The 22,734-nt window shown below is 40.8% G+C and carries 16 protein-coding genes and 2 tRNA genes; 7 read left to right on the forward strand and 11 right to left on the reverse strand.

What is annotated here, in order from left to right:
• Positions 1-7 precede the first annotated feature (7 nt).
• A complete protein-coding gene (locus tag J7338_RS10495) occupies positions 8-637 on the reverse strand; it encodes a riboflavin synthase subunit alpha (protein WP_210797008.1) in 630 nt (209 codons plus the stop codon).
• Positions 638-816: 179 nt separating this feature from the next.
• Between J7338_RS10495 and J7338_RS10500 the strand changes: the two genes are divergently transcribed.
• The 5 genes from J7338_RS10500 (at position 817) to J7338_RS10520 (ending at position 5,012) form a co-directional block, all read left to right on the forward strand.
• Positions 817-2,172 carry an MATE family efflux transporter gene (locus tag J7338_RS10500; RefSeq protein ID WP_210797009.1) on the forward strand — a complete coding sequence of 452 codons (1,356 nt, stop codon included), beginning with the start codon at positions 817-819 and terminating at the stop codon, positions 2,170-2,172.
• The gene (locus J7338_RS10505) at positions 2,150-3,220 is read left to right on the forward strand and encodes a DUF3080 family protein (RefSeq protein WP_210797010.1); all 1,071 of its coding nucleotides are present in this window, start codon (positions 2,150-2,152) and stop codon (positions 3,218-3,220) included. The genes J7338_RS10500 and J7338_RS10505 overlap by 23 nt, the downstream gene beginning before the upstream one ends.
• Positions 3,221-3,331: 111 nt before the next feature.
• Positions 3,332-3,408, forward strand: a tRNA-Val gene (locus tag J7338_RS10510).
• Positions 3,409-3,540: 132 nt separating this feature from the next.
• Positions 3,541-3,617, forward strand: a tRNA-Val gene (locus tag J7338_RS10515).
• A 555-nt stretch (positions 3,618-4,172) separates the two neighbouring features.
• On the forward strand, positions 4,173-5,012 hold the full coding sequence (locus J7338_RS10520) for a substrate-binding periplasmic protein (RefSeq protein ID WP_228732964.1): 840 nt from the start codon (positions 4,173-4,175) through the stop codon (positions 5,010-5,012).
• Positions 5,013-5,055: 43 nt separating this feature from the next.
• Here the strand turns inward: J7338_RS10520 and J7338_RS10525 are convergent, their stop codons facing one another.
• The 8 genes from J7338_RS10525 to J7338_RS10560 form a co-directional block, all read right to left on the reverse strand.
• Complete coding sequence (locus J7338_RS10525; RefSeq protein WP_210797012.1) at positions 5,056-6,930, reverse strand: hypothetical protein; 1,875 nt, start codon at positions 6,928-6,930, stop codon at positions 5,056-5,058.
• Between the two features lie 9 nt (positions 6,931-6,939).
• Entirely contained in the window at positions 6,940-8,031 is a 1,092-nt protein-coding gene (locus tag J7338_RS10530) for a hypothetical protein (RefSeq protein WP_210797013.1), read from the reverse strand.
• A 57-nt stretch (positions 8,032-8,088) separates the two neighbouring features.
• Positions 8,089-11,148 (reverse strand): hypothetical protein, encoded by a 3,060-nt coding sequence (locus J7338_RS10535; RefSeq protein WP_210797014.1) that lies wholly within the window; start codon positions 11,146-11,148, stop codon positions 8,089-8,091.
• Between the two features lie 397 nt (positions 11,149-11,545).
• Complete coding sequence (gene prpF / locus J7338_RS10540; protein ID WP_210797015.1) at positions 11,546-12,721, reverse strand: 2-methylaconitate cis-trans isomerase PrpF; 1,176 nt, start codon at positions 12,719-12,721, stop codon at positions 11,546-11,548.
• Between the two features lie 11 nt (positions 12,722-12,732).
• Positions 12,733-15,339 carry a Fe/S-dependent 2-methylisocitrate dehydratase AcnD gene (gene acnD / locus J7338_RS10545; RefSeq protein ID WP_210797016.1) on the reverse strand — a complete coding sequence of 869 codons (2,607 nt, stop codon included), beginning with the start codon at positions 15,337-15,339 and terminating at the stop codon, positions 12,733-12,735.
• Between the two features lie 146 nt (positions 15,340-15,485).
• Complete coding sequence (gene prpC, locus J7338_RS10550) at positions 15,486-16,610, reverse strand: bifunctional 2-methylcitrate synthase/citrate synthase (protein ID WP_145233600.1); 1,125 nt, start codon at positions 16,608-16,610, stop codon at positions 15,486-15,488.
• 25 nt (positions 16,611-16,635) lie between these two features.
• Positions 16,636-17,514: a methylisocitrate lyase gene (prpB, locus tag J7338_RS10555; protein ID WP_145233598.1), complete on the reverse strand. Its 879-nt coding sequence runs from the start codon at positions 17,512-17,514 to the stop codon at positions 16,636-16,638.
• Between the two features lie 71 nt (positions 17,515-17,585).
• The gene (locus J7338_RS10560) at positions 17,586-18,290 is read right to left on the reverse strand and encodes a GntR family transcriptional regulator (RefSeq protein ID WP_182734859.1); all 705 of its coding nucleotides are present in this window, start codon (positions 18,288-18,290) and stop codon (positions 17,586-17,588) included.
• A 265-nt stretch (positions 18,291-18,555) separates the two neighbouring features.
• On the opposite strand from J7338_RS10560, the gene rsmF reads away from it, so the two are divergent.
• Entirely contained in the window at positions 18,556-19,992 is a 1,437-nt protein-coding gene (gene rsmF, locus J7338_RS10565) for a 16S rRNA (cytosine(1407)-C(5))-methyltransferase RsmF (protein ID WP_210797093.1), read from the forward strand.
• Between the two features lie 362 nt (positions 19,993-20,354).
• A complete protein-coding gene (locus J7338_RS10570) occupies positions 20,355-21,173 on the forward strand; it encodes a polysaccharide deacetylase family protein (protein WP_210797017.1) in 819 nt (272 codons plus the stop codon).
• A gap of 123 nt (positions 21,174-21,296) precedes the next feature.
• Here the strand turns inward: J7338_RS10570 and J7338_RS10575 are convergent, their stop codons facing one another.
• A complete protein-coding gene (locus tag J7338_RS10575) occupies positions 21,297-22,010 on the reverse strand; it encodes a VpsP family polysaccharide biosynthesis protein (RefSeq protein ID WP_210797018.1) in 714 nt (237 codons plus the stop codon).
• Positions 22,003-22,731, reverse strand: coding sequence for a tyrosine-protein phosphatase (locus tag J7338_RS10580; RefSeq protein ID WP_210797019.1), 729 nt, complete (start codon positions 22,729-22,731; stop codon positions 22,003-22,005). Before J7338_RS10580 ends, J7338_RS10575 begins: the two co-directional genes overlap by 8 nt.
• Positions 22,732-22,734: the final 3 nt, after the last annotated feature.

The raw sequence follows: 22,734 nt of genomic DNA on the forward strand, positions 1-22,734 counted from the left end.
TATTTGACTACGAAGCCTGCTGTCGTAAGTAATTTTCGACCGTATTGATGATGGTATAAGTTTGTTGATCAACTTCGATATTTAGCACATCACCAATTGCAGCCTTACCAATATTGGTAATAGCTAACGTCTCTGGGATCAAATGCAGCCAAAAGCCCTGCTCATCGGTTTCACCGACCGTGAGACTAGCGCCATTGACTGATACAAACCCTTTATACATCACATACTTTTGCCATTTACTTGGTAAGCACAATTGTATTTTACAATTATCTTGTGTATGAATAATATTTTCAATCTGGGCGGTGCAGTGAATGTGACCAGATACAATATGCCCACCTAACTCAGTACCAAACGTTATCGATCGCTCATAGTTAACGGTACTGCCAACAATAAGCTTTCCTAAATTAGTTAACTGTAATGTTTCGTCAATTACATCATAGTGAACCTGAGCAAGCGGTTGATCAGAGATATTTTCTACTTTAACAACCGTTAAACAGCAACCATTAATAGCAATACTGGCGCCTAACTCAAGTTTTGTAACATATTGCTTTGCTACAGCGAGCACTAAACGCATCACACCTTGCTGCTGGTTAGTCGAAATCACTGTCGCTTGTGTTTGCACAATTCCTGTAAACATAAATCAATTCACCTTTTATTACCTAAAGTAGATACTATTCATATTATTTCACGCTTTAGTTTACTCGATCCACGTTATTATTATTACTGTAACCAATAACATTGACTCATCGCTATAATTTTTGATTCTGTGCTTTATCGATTACACTATCAGCCTCTTCAGTTTACGTAGTAAATGATATGACTTTTTGTAGTTGGGAAGCCAAACGGTTAGTTTCTCTGGCAATCCCCGTTTTTTTAGCACAAGTAACCTTAGTTTTAATGTCAGTGGTCGACACCATCATGGCAGGACAAGTGAGTCCTACCGATTTAGCAGCACTCTCAATTGCAACAGGTGTTTGGAACCCTGCGATGCTTGCCCTGCAAGGTATATTATTAGCCCTGACCGGTATTATTGCGCAGTTTTCTGGCGCTAACGATAAAACCGGCATAAGCCATTATTTTCAACAAGGCTTATATCTGGCGGGCGTGTTAAGCGTATTTGGTTTATCGATCGCCTACTTTGCTGACGTTATCATTTTAAAGCTTGATACCAGCCCCACTATTGCCAATATGGCTTATGACTATATTCACTTTGTGAAATGGGGGATGATTGGCTTTCTCGTGTTCAGTGTTTATCGCAATATCACCGAAGGCATGGGTATGACTAAGCCAGCTTTTTATATCAGCTTAATTGGCCTTGCGGTTAATATCCCTGCAAATTACATCTTCATTTATGGCAAGTTAGGAATGCCTGCACTCGGCGGTGCTGGATGTGGAATTGCCACAGCTTTGGTTTTTAGTGCAATGGCTATCGCACAAGTGATTTACTGCCAATTGAGTAAAAAAGTGGATGCAAAAACCCTATTAGCAAACTTTAAAGCACCGCAACTTAGTACTATGTGGACCATCACTAAAGTCGGCATACCGATTTCTCTAGCCACTTTTTTTGAAGTCACTTTGTTTGCCTGTATCCCATTATTTATTGCCCATTTAGGTGCAGTTGCGGTTGCCGGTCATCAAATAGCAGCCAGTGTAACAACGCTGTTATTTATGATGCCATTGAGTTTATCTATCGCGATAAGTATCAGGGTTGGCAATTTATATGGCCAAAATCACTTTGAACAACTTAAAAAAGTAATCTCTACAAGTTATATTCTTGCCATGATCATTGCAATATTACTTGCGGCTATCACCTTCTTTGGTCGTGACATAATCAGCCAATTTTATACAGATGATGCTCGTGTTATTGCCTTAGCAACATCCATTATGATCTTAGCCTGTATTTATCAACTTCCTGATGCTTTACAAGTAGCTGCAAACGGTATATTAAGGGGTTTAAAACACACAGCACCGATTTCGTATATAACCTTTATATCTTACTGGTTGATTGGTTTTTCACTGGGCTTTGTTTTATCACGCACCGATTTGATGGTGCCAGCTATGGGTCCGCATGGTTTTTGGGTAGGTATCATAGTCGGCTTAAGTGTGGCCGCAGTGTTATTAATGCTCACTGTCGCAAATAGATTCAAACATGAACCACTTAAAAGCGCTTAAAAAATCGCACAAACTAGGTAACCAAACGTCGCGATTTGGTTACCTTTGTAGTTTACTGTGCTGTTTGCTGCTAGTTTGTGCATGCACAGATAAACCCGCTGATGTGTATTTAGAATATCAGCAGCGCCTCGCGAATGCGTTGGACAAGCCAACTCCCGATACAGCAAAGCTTAGCAATGTTGCGCTATCAGCTGTTAGCAACAACAAGTCAACAAATGCACAACAGTTGAGCATATTGCAACTGGCACAACTTTCACACTGTAAACTCAATACCCTTATTGCTGAACATAATAGTCAACTAGGAAAACTCGCCTCTCCTGCTAGCCAGTTAATATACCAGCTTCAATTTATTCAATTTGCACCACAGTGCTTAGATAGTCTAGAACCTGATTCAAAAAGTTATCAAGCCATAAGTAACGAATTACATAATAAAAAACAACAGTTATTAGATCAGTTCAAGCAGCTACTTTATAAAGACCCAGAATTAAAACGCACATGGCAGCTAACCGGCCATACACTTGATACAAACTTAGCCGGCCTTGTAGAAACCGAACTTGCGCTGCAAAGCCTAGTGAATTTAAAACAGCAAATAATACAGCAGCAATATGCACAAATAGACTCTCAAGCGCTCTATCCGCTACTGGCGCAATTGCGCCAGTTTAACTTCAATCAAGCTTTAATAAGCGCAGTACGCCAACAAACACAGCTAAATAATAGTACTAGTAACTTTTTAGCGAATATTGAGCTAAGCACACTATGCAACCCGCTAAAAAATAAACGCCAAGCACAGATCCTCAGCAACGTATTCAAGAAATATTACTTGCAGCAGTTACAACCCTATCAGGCTCAACTATCAGGTGCGTTAGAGCGCCTAATGCCGTTGTATCAAGCATTATGGCAAGATTCCAGCCCAACACAACCGCAACTAACGGCATTACTAAGCCCAGCACAGCCAAGTAATATACTCACAGCATTTAAAGACTCCTCCAAAACACACGTTATTTGGTGGCAAAAATTTTATAAAACGTGTGAAATCAGCCCAATATGAATAAAAAAACGGCAAACGAACTAAAAAAAGCGTTTCTCGCTTGATTCACTTCAGCGCACGCTATATATTAGCGACCGTTGTTAAGCAATTAGCACAACTTAAATTTATGATACGACCGTAGCTCAGTTGGTTAGAGCACTACCTTGACATGGTAGGGGTCGGTGGTTCGAATCCACTCGGTCGTACCAAATTTAAGAGAAAAATTAAGTAAAGGTATAACGAAGGAAAAAGCACTACCTACTCTTGATCACCCGGTCCTGAGGCCAGTAGTTCGAATCCACTCGGTCGTACCAACGTTTAAACATTCCAAATATAATTGTACGACTGTAGCTCAGTTGGTTAGAGCACTACCTTGACATGGTAGGGGTCGGTGGTTCGAATCCACTCAGTCGTACCAATCTTAATCACTAATATCCTCAATTCGTAAACCTTAGCTCAGTTGATTAGCACACTACCTACTCTTAATCACCCGGTCCAAAGGTCAATGGTTCGAATCCACTCAGTCGTACCAATCTTAATCACTAATATCCTCAATTCGTAAACCTTAGCTCAGTTGATTAGCGCACTACCTACTCTTAATCACCCGGTCCAAAGGTCAACAGTCTATACGTGCCAAGACACGCGGAAAATTCTAAAAACGCTTAACCTAGATGATGTACAAAAAAGCACATTCCAAGCCATCACCCAGAATACCGAACTAGACAAGCAAATAGATGCAAAATAAATTCTGAGAATTTCACCTTAAACCTATTTATTTAGCTTAAGCTTTCAAAAAATTGGCATGTTATTACAGCCATCAAACGAAACAAATTGGGGGGATTCTCTTATCGCCTTTTTAAGTTGTTAAATGCATATATGCAACTAAGCTTTAGTAATAATTACAAAACTTATCAAATAAATGAAAAAATACTTAGTCTCTGTATTGTTATTTTGCGGGTTCACGCAGGCAACTATGACCCCTGTTAGTTACCAAGTGGGTGAGCAAACAATCATTGCGCCAGCAGTACGATATGAATATGGTTATGCCTATAACATTGGTGGCAAAAAGCTTTTAAAACTAGTCACGTTAAATTGGGCTCCTTATATCGATGAATCATTGTGCAACAATGGCTGGCTGTTTCAATTAACCGTTAAACTGTTGCTGCAAAAAGGCTATGGTGTGCATATTGAATTTTTTCCATGGGCGAGAGCGGTTAGAGCAGCCGAGTTAGGAAAAGCGGATATTTTATTTCCTGAGTATTTTATTGATGATGCCGTTATGTCAGATAATAGGCCGAGTAAAACACGCAATGATTTACTGGCTTTATCCTCAGCAGTTCCTGGTGGTAATTTGTCACTGATCGCACTCAGAGGTAATAACTCAAACTATAACGGCAATGTAGAGTCAATAAAAGATCAAATTATTGGTGTGGTCCGATCATATAAAAATACCCCTGAACTCGATAAGCTGACTGATTCAAAAAAAATTAATACCATTATTGCCAATAATGAGTATCAGCTAATTCATTTACTAATGAGCCTGAGAGTCAACCTAATTGTAGCCGATTATGATGTGTTAATTGCCAGTATTGAAAAATCTGTCTCTTCAGCAAAAGAAAAGCAACAAATGAAAAACTCTTTGGTTCCATTATCCCCTGCTCTCGCTTACAAACCATTGTATTACATGGTAAGTAAAGCAAATCCACAGTGGCAGGAAATTTTAGCCGATCTCAATAACGAGATAAGTAAAATGAATGAGCAAGGAACACTTTTAAGCTATATTGAAGAAAAAAAGCAACAGTGTAGCCGCTAATAGTAAAGCGCTTAAATATTAGCAATTAAGCGCCTTTATATTATTAAAACAACGACTCAAATGTCCCATCAGGGAATAAGATGCCCGGTATGCCTCTTACTGCGGTTACATCTGCAATTTGGGTGTCGCCAAAATACAATCCACCACTGTAATTACGGCCTTTTTGTTTAACGTCTAACCAGCGCCCTTGAGCGCCGTGGATCACTGCATTAATATTATTGCCTACCGTACGCAGGTTAATTCCAAGTGCCCTATTCTTTACCCGTAAGGCAATGTCTGCATGAGTTATATCAGCTAAACGATTCAAACGACCAACATAAGCAAACTGAAAATCCGGTGCGCCATTTAATGGCGTTATCAATTGCACAGCAAATGCAAGATTCTGTGTAGCTTCATTTATAAATGGCGTTGCTTCGATTGCTTGTAAGTTAAACTGTGTCGTTTGATTTTCACTAACAAGCTGACCTTTAAAGTCAACACCAGATATCACTGTCACAAGCTCTTCAAAGGGAGTAACGAAGCGATCGACGTTGAGCTTTATGTCACCTGTTAACACACCGTTATCGGCGTTTTCTAATGATACCCTTGTCTCTATATTCAGCTGCCCGGTTGTTTCGCTTTGATCATTTGCAAATGGATCGTCAGTACCATCAAATGACAGCAATAAATCACTCACATCGGCGTTTAGCAGGGTATCTTGGCCTATTACTTTCGCACTCATAATACCGGAGACTTTATTACCCAACAGCCCACTTATTTGCCATTGTGGAATATTTAAATCTAGTTGTACGTCATGATCATCATACTGGCCACTAATAGCCCAAGAATTAGGGGATTGTTGGTAGTTTATTGTCAAACCCTGTAAATTATAAACTCCCGCCTCGGTATTATTTAATGGCGAAAAATTATAGAGCACGTCATAAAGCACATTCCCTAAAACGATAATGGTTTGTTGCGAATCTTCGCCTAATACTGTTTCAAATTCAGTCAGCTTTTGTTTGAGCTCATCACTGTACGTTTGCTCTTGTAAGCGTGCCACACCGATTATATTACGTACATCTTCGAGTAACTCGCGAGAGTGTAGTTGCTCTTCATCTCGTTCTAGTGGCGCTATATTGCTAGCATTACCAATCATAACCAGCTTTTGTTTGACCTCACTAGCGACAGGTTGAAGCAATTGATTACCACCTTCATTAAGTAAATTCTCTGACACATAACGATCTGCAAACGTACGATAAAGTGGCAAACTTGCTAACTGGGCCTGTTGTTCTACCACCGTATTATTGGCTGTATTTAAGCTCGCCTCGATATCCGCAGCTCTTTTTAAGATCACACCAAAGGTCAATGCGTTAGTTAATAATTCGGCTTCAAGATTATCATTCAACTGACTGTGTGTAAGGTGATAAAAAGGTGTCGCACTTAAACTCTCTAAAGTAATATCTAAATTCTCATCGCTGATAACTGAGCTGACTGGCGATAAATAGACTTTGTTTTCGCCTGGGGAAGCAAAAAAGTCAGCCCGATAACTCAGCGTCATGTCCATCACTTCTTGATAATCAATACGACGGTTGGCATTTCCATCATTCGGATTGTTTCTAGCTGTGCGACCACAACCTGCAAAACTTGGACATGTTAACGTCGTTGCATTTGAGGTAAATTCAACATGATGAAAGTTTAAAGTTGTGACTGATAAAGTCACCTCGTTAATATCTGCAACGTCAATAGTTTCTATAGAGCCAGTGTTATCATTAATGAGCGTTAATGTACCCGTACTAGATTGCCAAGGAGCAATATAAAAGCCTACTGTGGAAGACGTTTCCAGCATAGTCGGTAAAGTGTCTGTCGCGCCATTCTCCGATGAGCCACCACAACCAACTAATGACATAAGTAAACTAACTGATATAAGTTTTTTAAACATCACAAGTCCTTAAAACGCTAACTTCAGGTACCAATTTACATTGGCATAATACGCTTTATCAATATCTAGATTATCGCTCTGTATATTAAAACCAAAATAATCGTTCTCGATACCAAGTAAAAAAGCTTCACTTTTTATTTCATAGCCCCCAATTACGGCCCAATGATCCCAAAAGTGCATGCGTGCTTTTAATTGGGAAAACGTATCTTGATCAAATTGTTTAACCATCAGCTCCGTAGAAAACAAATCGTTAATGCGATAATCTGCATAAACTTTGATACGTACCGGCATATCAAATTTATGCGTGACTTCGTTGCCATACTCAGACGTTGCTAAGCGCACTGTTGGCTCAGTGACAATATCCCCATCATCGTTTTCAGTAAACGGGACCTCTGTTGTATAACCATTTGCAAAACCGCTTTTTTCATACTCAGTTTTATACAGTAAGTCTTGTGCAAGTAGCCCAACGCTTAAATCATGGTTTATTTTCCAATTAACTGCTAAATCAACGCTGTACCCTAAGCCAGATGGGTTCTCATCTGGAGTAAATCGCTTAAATAAAATATCTTTCGAAAAATAAGAGTCGACTGTTAATGCGCCTTGGATCTCATCACTATAGACTGTGCCTTCGACTGTCAGATCTTGAAAATGCGTACTAGCAAAAACCGTTAATTTAGGCGTGATGGTTAAGGCCTCAAATTCTAAAAATTTGAAATCATAAGAAACAAACAATCCATTGGTGGTTGATTGCTTACCGTCTAGGTAATAAACATAATTTCTATCTTCAAAAGGCAGGTCATTTTTTTCAGTATGCAAATAACGCGCGGTATCCGCATCAAAGCTTAAAACATAATCAAAGCGGCTTTGATAACCGACTTTAAAATTTCCATAGCCAACACCAAACTCAAAAACATTATAAGTAAAGGCGCTATCACCGGATGTTAATGGAGCATCAAAGTCATCAATAAAGGCTGTGACAGGTTGTGCTTCTGTATACACTTCTGAATCGAGTGTGGTGAAAATTTGGAACGGCTCTGTTGCATGACTAATAGGGGTAATTAAAAATGCAGAAAATCCTAACGTGAGAAGTTTTTTTTTCATACTTATTTCACTTGTTATTATTTAAGAGGGAGAACAGCTCTCCCTCTTATTTTTACATTACTTCGATGAATCTAAAAAACTAATATCAGTATAGTCGATAACCTCACCATCGATATACTCAACAGAAATACCATTGGTAATTTCTGTCACAGTACCGAACTTCATCATAGTGCCTGCAACGTTAGCATCAACACTCCCCATGACCTCGTCACCTTCTTCAACCATTAACGATAATGCGTAGCCAATACTATTATGCAACTGTAGTTCAACAGCATAATTGTCATTTTCATTTGCCCAATCAACAGATAACATCGCAGTGAAATCAATGTCACCTGTAACACCTGATGCGGTGATCATGCCAAGCTCTGTTACATCGGCACCAGATATACTTAATGTACCAATAAATCCTGCATCACCATCAACTATTTCAACGCGGCTCCAACCATCTACTGATAACACTTTACCATCAACAGCCGTATCACTTGAAACTTCTTCTTCAAAGTTAATAACTAAACAAGAATCGGATAGATCTTTAGCAATTGTGCCATTATTAGCATCGATGCAATACTGTAAAGCATCCCCCATATCATCAAGTCTTTCAATATGAACCATTGCACCGTCAACAGTTTCAATCATACCGCCAAACGCGAATACGATTGCTTTATTATTGATTGACCCATTCACGTTGACCTGCTCGCCTGTTTCACTGTTAACAAGATCAAGCCCTAATGCGTCTTTATCAAAGCTGTACGTCCAGTTAGGATATCGAGTAGAAACAACATCTGTAGCGTCATCCCCTAAATCCCAAGCTTCTGTCAACACATCATAAATAACTTCAGCAGTATCAAATAATGCCCGACCGCCCGACTTAGTAACCAAAGTTACATTTCGAACACTCTCAGTGCCTGCTTTAACATCAACTAATACCGTAAATGTTGTAATTGCTGTTTGAGCATCTGACTCCAATGAAGTTGCGCTAGTTAAAGCAGTATCGCCTTCATTTCTAACACTTGTGGCTAATGTAGCACTGAGTTTCGCCGCTGCAGATAAGTTTGCAGCAATATCTTTATCGCTTGTTTCAGAGGCAATATCCATTAATGCTGCAGCAGCAACTTCAGCTTGTACTACCGCATTAGCGAGTTCAGCTGCTTTTTCGCGAGTCTCTGTAGCCACGCTAATTGCTGTTTGTGCGGATAATAAAGCAAGCTCTGCATTAGCTTTATTATCAATCGTTGCAGCAGCAACTGTGATCATCGCTATTGCTAAATCACTTTGCGCAATCATGGCGGCAGAATCAGCAGCATCTAGGTTATTGCTTGCGATAGTCGCATTGCTTTTTGCAACGTTGAGATCTAAACCTAATTCTTTCACAGCCCCATCAGAGCGACTGACTTCAGCATCAATACCAAAAATCAAGGTTGTAACTGCTTCAAGCTGAGTGGCAACAGCACTGCTTAATACATTTGCTCTGTCTGCTAGCTGTTTATATTGCTCACCTAAACTTGCGGCGGTAGTTGCAATCCCTTGTGTTAATGCAAGCGCTGCAGAAAGCTCGACCTGCAACTGGCTATATTCAGCTTTATTCCCTGATAATGTAAACACATCTGCACTGTAAGCCAAAACCTGCTCGGTTGTTTCTAAACCAGCATCACCTAACGTTTTCACTTTTGTCAATTCAGCAACACCCACAGCGATTGAGTCGGTAGATGTAGCTAACGCAGCTGTTGTGGCAGTAACTTGTAATTCTAACTCTGCTGCGACTTTAGCCATTAGATCATCACCAGCATCACAGTTATCTTCACAGCCAATCTTCTCTAGTGCTTTTTTAACTTCTTTTGCAGTTTCTTTTAAATCTTTATCTAAGCCTTTTTCCTTTGCTTTTGCTTGCACATCCTCAACCGCTTTAGTGGTTTTGTTTTTGAATTTTGCAATTTCATCAGCATCGGTAATGCCTAAGTTCTCAGCAACTTTAGCAAATGCTTCATCAATACCTTCACCTGTAACTACTGCAGCAAAAATAAGGCTGGTATTCTCAACTGCTTTTTGTAGCTCAGCTGCAATCTTCTGGACAATTTCATTGTCACTGTTGCTTACTTTGCCTTCTTTAACAGCTGCAGATAGACTTGCAATCAGCTCTTTTAATGAGCCATTGGCACCCGCCCCCGCAACAGACTGCAATGAAACAGCCGTTTGAACTAATGCCAAAGTACCTGCATCCAGTGAATCCCCTTCGCCAATATCACTAAAATCAACTGCGCCACCAAGAGAAATATCACCAAGTAAAGAAGCAGCTTTAATTGCTGTATCAGGCCCTAATACTTGAATTAATGTTTTTAAACTTGCCGCTGCAACTGCTTCATCTGAGACTGCTGAACCATCTTTAGCAGCGTCTAACAACATTTTTGCTGCAATACTCGTATATAAAGTCACATTAGCAAAGTACTGCTGCACACCAGTACCATTACCTTCCGCGAAATTAATACCACGAGCACTGGCAGGTGCTACCGAAGCTTTAATAAATTTAACAACTTGTAGTTCAAGATCATCTTTGTACCACTCGCCAAAATCAATAGCTATATCGCCATTGTTTATCATTCCAGCCTCTTCAGATGCTGCCGGCACTTCATCGTAGCTGCCACAGCCGGTAAATGAATCACATTTAACCATGCTGTCATCTTCTTTCGACGTACTCACCGTAATATAAAGCGGACCCGAAAAGCCGTCTTCAAGGTAAATATTATAGGCACCAGTGGTTGACGTCATTGTCTCAGCTGGATTAGCAGCCGTAACCAATGCCAATGCTTTGGCATCAGCATCTGCTTGAGAAGTCGTCGATTCTGCAGTATAGCTTGCATCAGACGCAGCCTCTAAACGGTACGCAACGAGGACAGATCCACCCGCCTCATTGATAGTAGATACTGTCACTACGGCATTTTTTAACGAACCTTTTACCGCTTTCCCCGATACTTGAGTATTAAAATTAGTGCTGACTTCGCCTTTATATACTGTAACTGGATCAGGCTTGTTATTATTATTATCTGAACCGCAACCTGTGAGGCCGAGAGTCAATGCAACCGAGGCTGCAATTGGGGTAAATTTAATTATTCTTTTCGCCATGAAAATCTCCTAGAGTGCTTGTTAGCAAATAGCATTACTGAAATCGTAGCCTATATTAATATCAATAGTCATTTAAGTTAAAATTATGTATCAACGCAACTCTTTGGGTTACCTTTTTATTACATGCTATCAACTTATCATCAATATATGACAATTTATGGAAAAATGTAATTTTAATTACACCTGTAAATAACCACTAACAGACTAAAGGTTTTTTATATCTAGTGAGAAAGTTAAGTAAAAATAAAGGCTTAATTATTTTTTAATTGATTAGGGAACAGATAGGAGATTAAATATTAGCCGAAAGATACAAATTAACGCAAATTCGTTTACATTTATTCACATAAATAAGAGAGGAAAAGTGACTTAGCAGTCACTTTTCATTTTATTACACTAATTAATTCGCCTCAGGTGCTCGGACAACGCCTTCCATTAGCACACGAGCACTGCGACTCATACTGGCCTTGGTAACCTGCCATTTACCGTTTTGAAGTATCGCTTGCGCGCCTACTGTTAATGTACCTGACGGATGGCCAAAATTAACTTCGTTCAACTGACCGCCACCAGCTGCAATATTAACGAGCGATCCTTCTATTGCAGCTGCTGTGCCAATTGCAACAGCGGCAGTACCCATCATCGCATGATGAAGTTTCCCCATCGACATGGCACGTACCAGTAGGTTGATATTATCATTGTGAATTTCTTTACCGCTTGAAGCTAGGTATGACATTGGTTTATTAATAAATGCAACTTTTGGTGTATGTTGACGCGCTACCGCCTCACTAATATGAGCGATCAAGCCCATTTTTACTGCCCCATGCGCTCTAATAGACTCAAGCTTAGCTAATGCTTGTTCGTCATTATTTATATCATCTTGAAGTTCAGTGCCGGTATAGCCGATATCTGCTGCATTAACAAAAATAGTAGGGATACCCGCGTTGATCATAGTGGCTCTAAGTACACCAAACTCAGGTACTTCAAGGTCATCAACCACATTACCTGTTGGAAATAGCGCACCATCGCCATCCGCTGGATCAATAAACTCTAATTTCACCTCAGCGGCGGGAAATGTCACCCCGTCGAGTTCAAAGTCACCCGTTTCTTGTACTTCACCGTTGATCATTGGTACATGCACTAAAATGCTTTTTTTAATATTAACTTGCCAAACTCGCACTACAGCCACACCGTTTTCTGGAATACGAGCAGCATCAACAAGACCATTACTAATTGCAAATGCGCCAACTGCAGAAGTTAAATTACCGCAGTTCCCGCTCCAATCAACAAACGCTTTATCAATAGCAACTTGGCCAAATAAGTAATCAACATCGTGATGAGCTTGCTCACTTTTACTTAAAATAACGGTTTTACTGGTACTAGAAGTAGCCCCCCCCATACCATCGGTTTGCTTGCCATATGGATCTGGACTACCAATCACTCGTAGCAATAAATTATCTCGCACAGAACCTGCGACTTGTGCTGCCTCTGGTAAATCGCTGAGATTAAAGAATACCCCTTTACTAGTGCCACCGCGCATGTAGGTGGCAGGTACTTTAATTTGTGGTTTAAATGTCATGACTGTTTTCCTTATACACTTTGCGTGGCTTCTAAAAAGTCTTGAGCAAAGCGTTGTAATACGCCACCTGCAGCATAAATGGATAGCTCTTCTTGAGTATCAATACGGCACTTTGTTGGCACATTTAATACTTCACCATCAGTGCGGGTAATCGTTAAATTAACGCTCGCACCTGGTGTTAATTCACCCGTTACATCGTAACTTTCACTGCCATCTAGCTTAAGCGTTTTACGGGTGGTGCCCGCTTTAAATTCCAGCGGTAATACACCCATACCAATTAAGTTAGTACGGTGTATACGCTCAAAACCTTCTGCAACAATAACTTCAACGCCAGCTAACCGCACACCTTTGGCAGCCCAATCACGAGAAGAGCCTTGGCCATAGTCAGCTCCTGCAACAATAATTAATGGTTGTTTGCGCTGCATATAGGTTTCGATTGCTTCCCACATCCGAGTAACTGTGCTCTCAGGCTCAATGCGGGCATATGAGCCTTGTTTAACTTCGCCATTTTCAATCACCATTTCATTAAGTAATTTAGGATTAGCAAAAGTTGCACGTTGTGCAGTTAAATGGTCGCCACGGTGCGTTGCATACGAGTTAAAGTCTTCTTCTGGCACACCCATATGTGTTAAGTACTCACCTGCTGCACTACTGGCCATAATTGCATTTGACGGTGATAAATGGTCAGTTGTGATGTTATCGCCAAGTACCGCTAATGCGCGCATGCCTTTCATGGTTCGCTCACCAGCGAGTGCGCCTTCCCAATATGGCGGGCGGCGAATATAAGTACTTTGTGGGCGCCAATCGTAAAGTGGGTCGTTATCTTCACCGTAATCAACGGTTAAATTAAACATCGGCTCGTAAACCTTCTTATACTGCTCAGGTTTTACGCTTTGTTTAATCACTGCGTCAATCTCTTCATCTGATGGCCAAATATCTTTTAAGGTTACGTCATTGCCCTGCTGGTCTTGTCCGAGTACGTCTTTTTCAATATCAAAACGAATAGTTCCTGCAATGGCATAGGCAACTACTAATGGCGGAGACGCTAAAAATGCTTGCTTAGCGTATGGGTGAATACGGCCATCAAAATTACGATTACCAGAGAGCACAGCCGTGGCGTATAGGTCGCGATCAATCACTTCTTGTTGAATAACGGGATCAAGCGCGCCACTCATACCGTTGCACGTAGTGCACGCAAAGCCAACAATACCAAAACCAAGTTGCTCTAATTCTGATAGTAATTTGGCATCTTCAAGATACGATTGCACCGTTTTTGAACCCGGTGCTAATGAGGTTTTAACCCATGGCTTGCGAGTTAAGCCCTTCGCATTTGCATTACGCGCAATAAGACCAGCTGCAATGACATTACGTGGATTACTGGTATTCGTACAACTAGTGATAGCAGCAATAATACAGGCACCGTCCGGCATTAAACCGTCTTCATTTTCAACAACCCCAGAGATCCCCTGCGCTGCCAAATCATTGGTTGAAACACGGCGATGCGGATTTGACGGTCCAGCAATATTGCGGCCAACGCTTGATAGATCAAATTTTAATACCCGATCGTACTGCGCTGTTTTTAGGCTGTCGCTCCACAGACCGGTAGTTTTTGCGTAGTTTTCAACTAAGGCAATTTGCTCTTCTTCACGTCCTGTTAGGCGTAAGTAATCAATGGTCATCTGGTCGATATAAAACATCGCTGCGGTGGCACCAAATTCTGGTGTCATATTTGAGATAGTCGCGCGATCGCCTAATGTCAATGCATCTGCGCCTTCACCATAAAACTCTAAATAGCTTGATACGACACGCTGGCCACGTAAAAACTCAGTGATCGCAAGCACGATATCCGTTGCTGTAATACCCGGTTGACGTTTGCCACTGAGTTCAACACCAATAATATCAGGCAAACGCATATAAGAAGCGCGGCCAAGCATCACGCTTTCGGCTTCAAGGCCGCCAACACCAACTGCAATGACACCTAACGCATCAACATGCGGTGTGTGGCTATCAGTACCGACTAAGGTATCAGGAAAAGCAATCCCATCGCGGCTTTGGATCACCGGCGACATTTTCTCAAGGTTGATTTGATGCATAATGCCGTTACCCGGTGGGATCACATCAATATTTTTAAACGCAGTTTTGGTCCAATTAATAAAGTGGAAACGGTCATCGTTGCGTCTATCTTCAATAGCGCGGTTTTTTTCAAAAGCATCAGGATCAAACCCTGCGTATTCAACGGCTAATGAGTGATCAACAATCAGCTGTGTTGGTACTACTGGGTTAACTTTAGCTGGATCGCCGCCTTTGGCTGCAATGGCATCACGCAAGCCAGCTAAATCAACCAGCGCTGTTTGTCCCAAAATATCGTGACAGACTACGCGCGCGGGATACCAAGGGAAATCTAAATCTTGTTTGCGTTCGATAAGCTGCGACAGTGCTGCGGTTAGCATTTGCGGCTCACAGCGGCGTACTAAATTCTCTGCTAAAACACGTGATGTATAGGGCAAGGCTGCGTACGCACCAGCCTTAATTTCATCAATTGCAGCTTGGGTGTCAAAATAATCGACATTAGAGTTAGGTAAGGGTTTTCTGTATTTAGTATTGTTTATGATAGTCATTACAAGACTCGCTAATTTGGTGACGGTGGTCGCACACGTATAGCGTGTTTAAGGGATGTATGAAAAAAGAGGCCTTAAAAACTATGCGCTAGTGGCAATGTGCAAAAAATAAAAGGTGAGCGTATTTTCGCCCACCTTTAATAGTCTTAACGTGATTCGATTGGCGTATAGCTACGCGCTTCTGGCCCAGTGTAATCTGCACTTGGGCGAATAATACGGTTATTAGCGCGTTGCTCTTTTACGTGTGCGGTCCAGCCTGTAACACGGCTCATAACAAAAATAGGGGTGAATAACTTAGTTGGAATGCCCATAAAGTGATACGCCGATGCATGGAAAAAGTCTGCGTTACAAAATAACTTCTTCTCACGCCACATAATTTCTTCGCAGCGCACTGATACTGGATAAAGTACCTCGTCACCTAGCTCTGCAGCGAGTTTTTCAGACCACTTTTTAATGATCACATTACGTGGATCTGATTCGCGATAGATTGCGTGACCAAAGCCCATAATTTTATCTTTACGCTCCAGCATGCCCATGATTTCTTGCTCTGCATGGTCTGCATCTTTAAAGCCTTCAATCATATCCATTGCTGCTTCATTCGCGCCGCCATGTAATGGGCCACGTAACGTACCAATGGCACCTGTTACACAAGAGTGAATGTCAGATAATGTCGATGCACAAACGCGACCAGTAAAGGTTGAGGCATTAAATTCATGCTCTGCATATAAAATCAACGATACATTCATCACTTGAGCAAATAACTCTGATGGCGCTTTATCATGTAGTAGCGTTAAGAAATGCGCGCCAACTGAGTCATCATCAGTTTGTGTTTCAATACGCACACCGTCGTGAGTAAAACGATACCAGTAACAAATAATGCTTGGGAATACCGCAACCATACGGTCAATTGCATCATTAGCCTGACTAAAATCATGCTCCATTTCAAGGTTACCTAGCATAGAGCAACCTGTACGCATAACATCCATTGGGTGCGCGTCTTTTGGAATGTTTTCAAGTACAGTTTTCAGTGCCGGTGGTAAACCACGTAAACTTTTTAGTTTAGCTTTGTATTCGCTAAGCTCTGCAGAGGTCGGTAATTCACCGCGCGAAAGCAGGAAAGATACTTCTTCAAACTGCGCTTTTTCAGCAAGCTCTGCAATGTCGTAACCACAATACGTTAAGCCTGAACCGGTTTGCCCTACTGTACAAAGTGCTGTTTGGCCTGCTACTTGTCCGCGAAGTCCTGCGCCGCCTAATGCTTTATCTACCATGATGTGTCTCCTGTTGAATTTATTATTATTTATCAGATTTTGCTGAAAAAAGGTTATCGAGTGTATTTTCATACGAGTGATAATCTAAAAAGTCATAAAGCTCAGCACGTGTTTGCATATTTTCAATTTGGCTCTGTTGAGACCCTTCATTTAAAATTGCTGAATAGACGTTAAGTGCCGCTTTATTCATTGCTCTGAACGCGCTGAGTGGGTAAAGCACCATTTCTACGCCTACATCACTTAGTTGCTCTTTAGTATAAATTGGCGTTTGGCCAAACTCAGTAATGTTGGCCAAAATAGGCACATTAATCGCTTTGGTAAAGGCTTGATAGTCGGCAAGATCGTGTACGGCTTCTGCAAAAATCGCATCGGCGCCGGCTTCAACACAGGCTGCTGCACGTTCAATCGCGGCATTTAAGCCTTCTTTTTGAAACGCATCAGTACGCGCCATAATGTAAAAGTCACTGTCAGTTTTAGCATCAACAGCCGCTTTAATACGGTCAACCATCTCGCTTTGCGAGACAATTTCTTTATTCGGGCGATGGCCGCACCGCTTTTGCGCTACTTGATCTTCAATATGAAACCCCGCCGCGCCGGCTTTGGTCATCTCTTTGACTGTGCGAGCAATATTAAATGCTCCACCCCAACCAGTATCAGCATCAACAAGTAATGGTAAATCGCTGGCACCTGTGATGCGGCGAATATCTTCCAAAACATTATCAAGACTGGTCATGCCCAAATCAGGCATACCAAATGAAGCATTCGCGACACCTGCACCTGAAAGGTAAATTGCTTGATGACCCATTTTTTCAGCCATCATCGCCGTGTAAGCGTTGATTGTGCCGACGACTTGTAATGGATGATTATTGGCAATCGCCTGCTTAAATTTTAATCCTGCTGACATTACATTCTCCTAACTTTGAACGGGGTTGCTTTATGACAACTTATATTTTTTAATGGTTTAATATGACGTTTTTACTGCTCTACGCGCTCATTTTGCGCGGCATGTAAATTAAACTTCGTTTGTATATTGGCTTGCGATGCACTGATATGGCGCTTCATCAATAACTCAGCTAATTCCCCATCATGGTTTTCAATGGCATTAATAATGGCTAAGTGCTCATCAAATGCTTTTGATACGCGTGGCCCAACCATGCCCATTTGCACACGATACATACGAATTAACTGATAAAGCCCGTTACTCAATAAGTGAATAAGGTGGTCATTTTTACTGCCTTTAATAATGCGATAATGAAAATCCAGATCGCCGGCTTCTTGATAGTAAGACTCCCCCTCTTTTACACGTTGTGTTTTCAAATGCTGATTAAGTAATTGCTTTAAACTTTGTACTTCATCGGGTGCCATATTGTCGGCAGCTAAACGACACGCTAAACCTTCAAGCGCACTGCGAACTTGATATACTTCAATTAAACGTTCAGCTGTAAGTGCCACAACACGACAACCCACATTCGCTTTACGTTCAACTAAATAACAACTTTCAAGGCGGTTAAGCGCTTCACGAAGCGTTGCACGGCTTACACCATAACGCTTTGCCAGTTCTGGCTCGGATATCTTGCTACCTTGAACAATACTGCCTTCGACAATTTCTCGACGCATATCGACAAATACCTGATCTGAAGCGGTAGTAATAGGTGTTTCACTAAAAGCATCTTGCGTCATTGTTCACCTTCCCAAGATTGTCGACAATTTATGGATACACTATGGTCTTTAGCTGTAAATGTGTCAACCCTAAATCAGTAAAAACTGCGTTTAAAAACGGCCATTGTCGACATAAGTATAATAAATAATGTTTAAAAACAGTTAAAACACACATTGAGGCACTAAGTGTCGACAGGTTCACATCCTTTAAAAGATTATTTAAGGCACTGCTCTGAGCCACTAATAATGGTAGAATACAACTTTTAAATTCTCTGTGAGTACTGCCTTGGACGCCAATACCTATATTCCCCAGCATTTTATAGATGACGTAAAAACCTATTTACCAGCACACCTAAAATTGGGTGACTTTCTCAATGCCTGTCGCAGACCGCTTCGTAAATCTGTACGTGTCAATACGCTTAAAATGTCGGTTGAGGATTTTCAGCAGTATGCCCTTGATAGAGGCTGGACATTAAGCCCAATCCCATGGTGTAGCGAAGGTTTTTGGTTAGAGCGCAGTGAACATGAAGAGCAAGCTCTGGCACTGGGTAACACGGATCTACATTTAAGTGGCGCTATGTATGTACAAGAAGCCAGTTCGATGCTGCCACCAATAGCACTCAAAGACGCATTAACTGATGCAACTCATGTGCTCGACATGGCATCCGCTCCAGGTTCTAAAACTTCACAATTAGCAGCATTAATGAATAATCACGGGGTATTGGTTGCCAATGAATTGTCGTCATCTCGTTTAAAAGTACTCAGCGCAACCTTAAAGCGCATGGGAGTTGGCAATTGTGCATTGTCGCATTTTGATGGGGCTATTTTTGGCGATTATATGTATGAATGCTTTGACAGTATTTTACTCGATGCCCCATGCTCTGGCGAAGGTACGGTTCGAAAAGATGCCGATGCCTTAAAGAATTGGTCGATTGAGTCAAACATTGATATTGCCAAAGTGCAAAAAAACTTAATAAAAAGCGCTTTCTATGCATTAAAACCAGGCGGTACATTAGTCTATTCAACCTGTACTCTAACTCCGCTTGAAAATCAGCAAGTGTGCGAATATCTTCTCACTGAGTTTGCAGAGCATCTTGAAATACAACCATTAGATAATTTGTTTGCCGGTGCAGAGCGAGCCACAACCAGCGAAGGCTATTTGCATGTCTGGCCGCAGACATTCGACAGCGAAGGCTTTTTTATTGCTAAGTTTAAAAAGCGTGCTAGCTGCGATAATCCAAATCAAAAAATAAAAAAAGGTGCATTCCCTTTTCAGCCGTTTGACAAAAAATCCAGCCAAGCATTTTACACTGAGCTAAAAAAACAATTTGATCTGACATCACTCAGCGGCTCACTAATGCAGCGCGATAAAGAACTGTGGCTATTCCCTGAGCAGTTTGCCGCCATTGAAAACAAAATAAAATACGCGCGACTTGGTATCCACCTGGGCATGATCCACAAAAATGGGGTGCGTCTTAACCACGAATTTGCCACCGTATTTGGTGGCCAATGCAAGGCTAATGTAATTGCACTAAGTAATGAGCAGGCCAACGACTACTTTCAAGGTAAAGATATTCGTTTAAGCGAACCTAGCAACGCACTTGGTGAAGTGATTTTAACCCTTTGTGGCTGTCCGATAGGGCTTGGAAAATGGCAAAAAAATAAAATTAAAAACTCCTTACCTCGAGATTTAGTACAAAACACTCAACTGATCAATTGGTGATAATAAGGTGTGGATAAGCTGGCAACAACCAATGTATAAATTTTAAGCTTTGCGTTTCATTTTAAGACAAACAGTTGTTTTATAAGTAGTATAAAAAAACATCATTTATTGGGCTTTTTTACATATGTTAACTACACTTAATATTACTTTCTACTTCTCCCTTAATGAACTTAGAAGGTGTTTTTAAAGTTAGCGCAGGCTCATTAGAGCCATCCCCTAAGCCCAGAACAATGCGGATTCGTTCTGGGCGTTTTTTTGTCTATAAATAAGCTATCATCTTGAAATTTATTCTGTCACTTAGGTAATCATTGCTTTATTACACATAACTTGTTTCTATATACTAAAAAAGTGTAAGGACTACCATGTTAAAAATATCTTCATTGATCATAACTATTTCAGTACTGTCATTCTCTGTTATTGCCAACCCTGAGTCACAAAAATACCTTGGTTTTAATTACCCGCATAAAGCGCAAAATGCTGTGAGTATCACGTTTGATGATGCCCGTCACAGCCAAGTCGATGTTGGCACCGCAATTTTGAACAGGCACCAAATCAAAGCAACTTTTTATGTTTCCCCTTTTAACGTTAAGCAGCGCCTAACTCAGTGGCAAGATGCGGTAAAATCGGGCCATGAAATTGCAAATCATACTAGTAGCCATGTCTGTACCGGTAACTTTGAATGGTTAAGGGCACAAGACTTATCACTTGAACACACGACACTCAAGTGGCTTGAAAATGATATTTTATCAGCGCAGCAATACCTAAAAGATCATTTAGGAGTGACCCCTCGCGCCTTTGCTTATCCGTGCGGCAATACATTTGTTGGCCGGGGCATTGATACCAAGAGCTACGTGCCTTTAATCGCTAAACATTTTGACAGCGGCCGAACTTGGTTAGATGAGTCAGCTAATAATCCTAATTTTACTGATTTTGCACAGCTAACAGGACTCAGGATCGACGGAATGAGTTTTGATGAAATCATTACTATGCTGGATCAATTACGGGAAAATAATGCTTGGTTGATTTTAGCAGGCCATGAAATTGGTAACGGAGATCAATATACCACTGACGCAAAAGTCCTCGAACAATTACTTGTTTATCTGAAAAACCCTAATAATGGCTACTGGTTAGATACGGTCACTAACGTGGGGGATTACGTTAAAGCACAACGTGAAAAGTAGATTAACTTCAAAACAGCTTAATTATCGTTTAAATCAAACTCTGTGGTGCGGCTATCAGTATGAATAAGTTGATAGCTAACCGACTTCCCAGCTTTGAGATCAATCAAACTAATGACTGAGCAATTAATTGCAATATTTTTTAAACATGTACGTGTTTCTAACTGTTTCAAAATAAGAACCAAATTGAAGCGATAAACACACTATTGGTAAGCGGTTTATCTCTTCAGCCATACTAAAAATATTATTAAATTTGTAACCATACTTAGAAGCTAACTTAAGCTCATTCACATAAAGGGCTTTGTAGATTGGTGGTAAATCACTCCAATGCATTAGAGCAATCTGAATTATACCTAAATGTACCTCTAACTTATAAGAACCGACTTTTTTTGCTTGCTGAATATAACTATACACACGATCAGTAGGGCCCTCTTGATAACTTACAACTTGCGCCAAACTTATCCATGTTTGCGCCCAGCTTTGTCTAAGTTCAATAGACTTTAACAACGCCTGCTCAGCTTGTTGGTAAGTTTGCTGAACATGTGCTGATTGCTTACTTGATGTGGGATCAACCCCAGCTAAACCTAGCATTTTTATATGGGCTAAAAAATGCCAATAATGAGGATGCTCAGGGTCCACATGAGTGGCTAACAAAATCGCATTTTCTGCTGCTTGAAGCGATGAACCAGACAAAGCGCCATCCGACTCTTGCACAATATTAAGCGCATTAAAGTACCACGCATTTGCCCGCATACTTTGCATACTCGTATAAGCAATTACAAGCACTACCATACCTAAAATAACAGCAGGAACTACCTTAAGCATGGTTAATTTAGTCATTAAATAAGCACTCTGTTAGTTGCTGTGGGTTAGTTACAAAAAGCGCAGTGGCCTGCTCTTCACCTATTAATTGCGTTACTGTGTTTTTAGCTTGCCTTAAAATAGGAGGGCGACGTTTTACTGAATGAGCATCAGAGGCAACATAGCTCACTAAACCATCTTTTAACATTTGCAAAGATATTACTTGAGCGCTTTCCCCCCACTCGCCTTCAATACTCGATGCTGTTAACTGAAAATCACAGCCTAATTGCTTTAAGTGTTGAATATAAAAAAGGTTTGACTGAATATCGCGATTGCGTTCTGGGTGCGGAATAATAACCCGTATATTTTGTTTGCCGAGCCACTGTATAAACTTATCGTAGCCTTGTGGCATATGCGAATGTGGTAACTCTAGTAACAAAACGTTTTTATCTGCTATTTTACCAATAAAAGGCAGTTTGTTAGCCATCACCATTGCCATTATCTCTACGTCTAAACGCACCTCAGCAGCAGCAGCTAACTTGACTTTAATCCCTTCATTTTTTGCATGAAGCTGTAGGTTTGCCAAATCATCATAAATATGAGAAATCGAATTATTAAATCGGCCTATATGTATATGTGGCGTTGCCACCATATGAGTAATCCCATCATTTTCAGCCAATTTTAAAAGCGCTAAAGATTCAGCTAAATCTTTAGCGCCATCATCAATACCCGGCAAAATATGCGTATGAATATCAATCATAAA

Source organism: Pseudoalteromonas ostreae, from assembly GCF_018069805.1.
Taxonomy (GTDB): Bacteria; Pseudomonadota; Gammaproteobacteria; order Enterobacterales; family Alteromonadaceae; genus Pseudoalteromonas; species Pseudoalteromonas ostreae.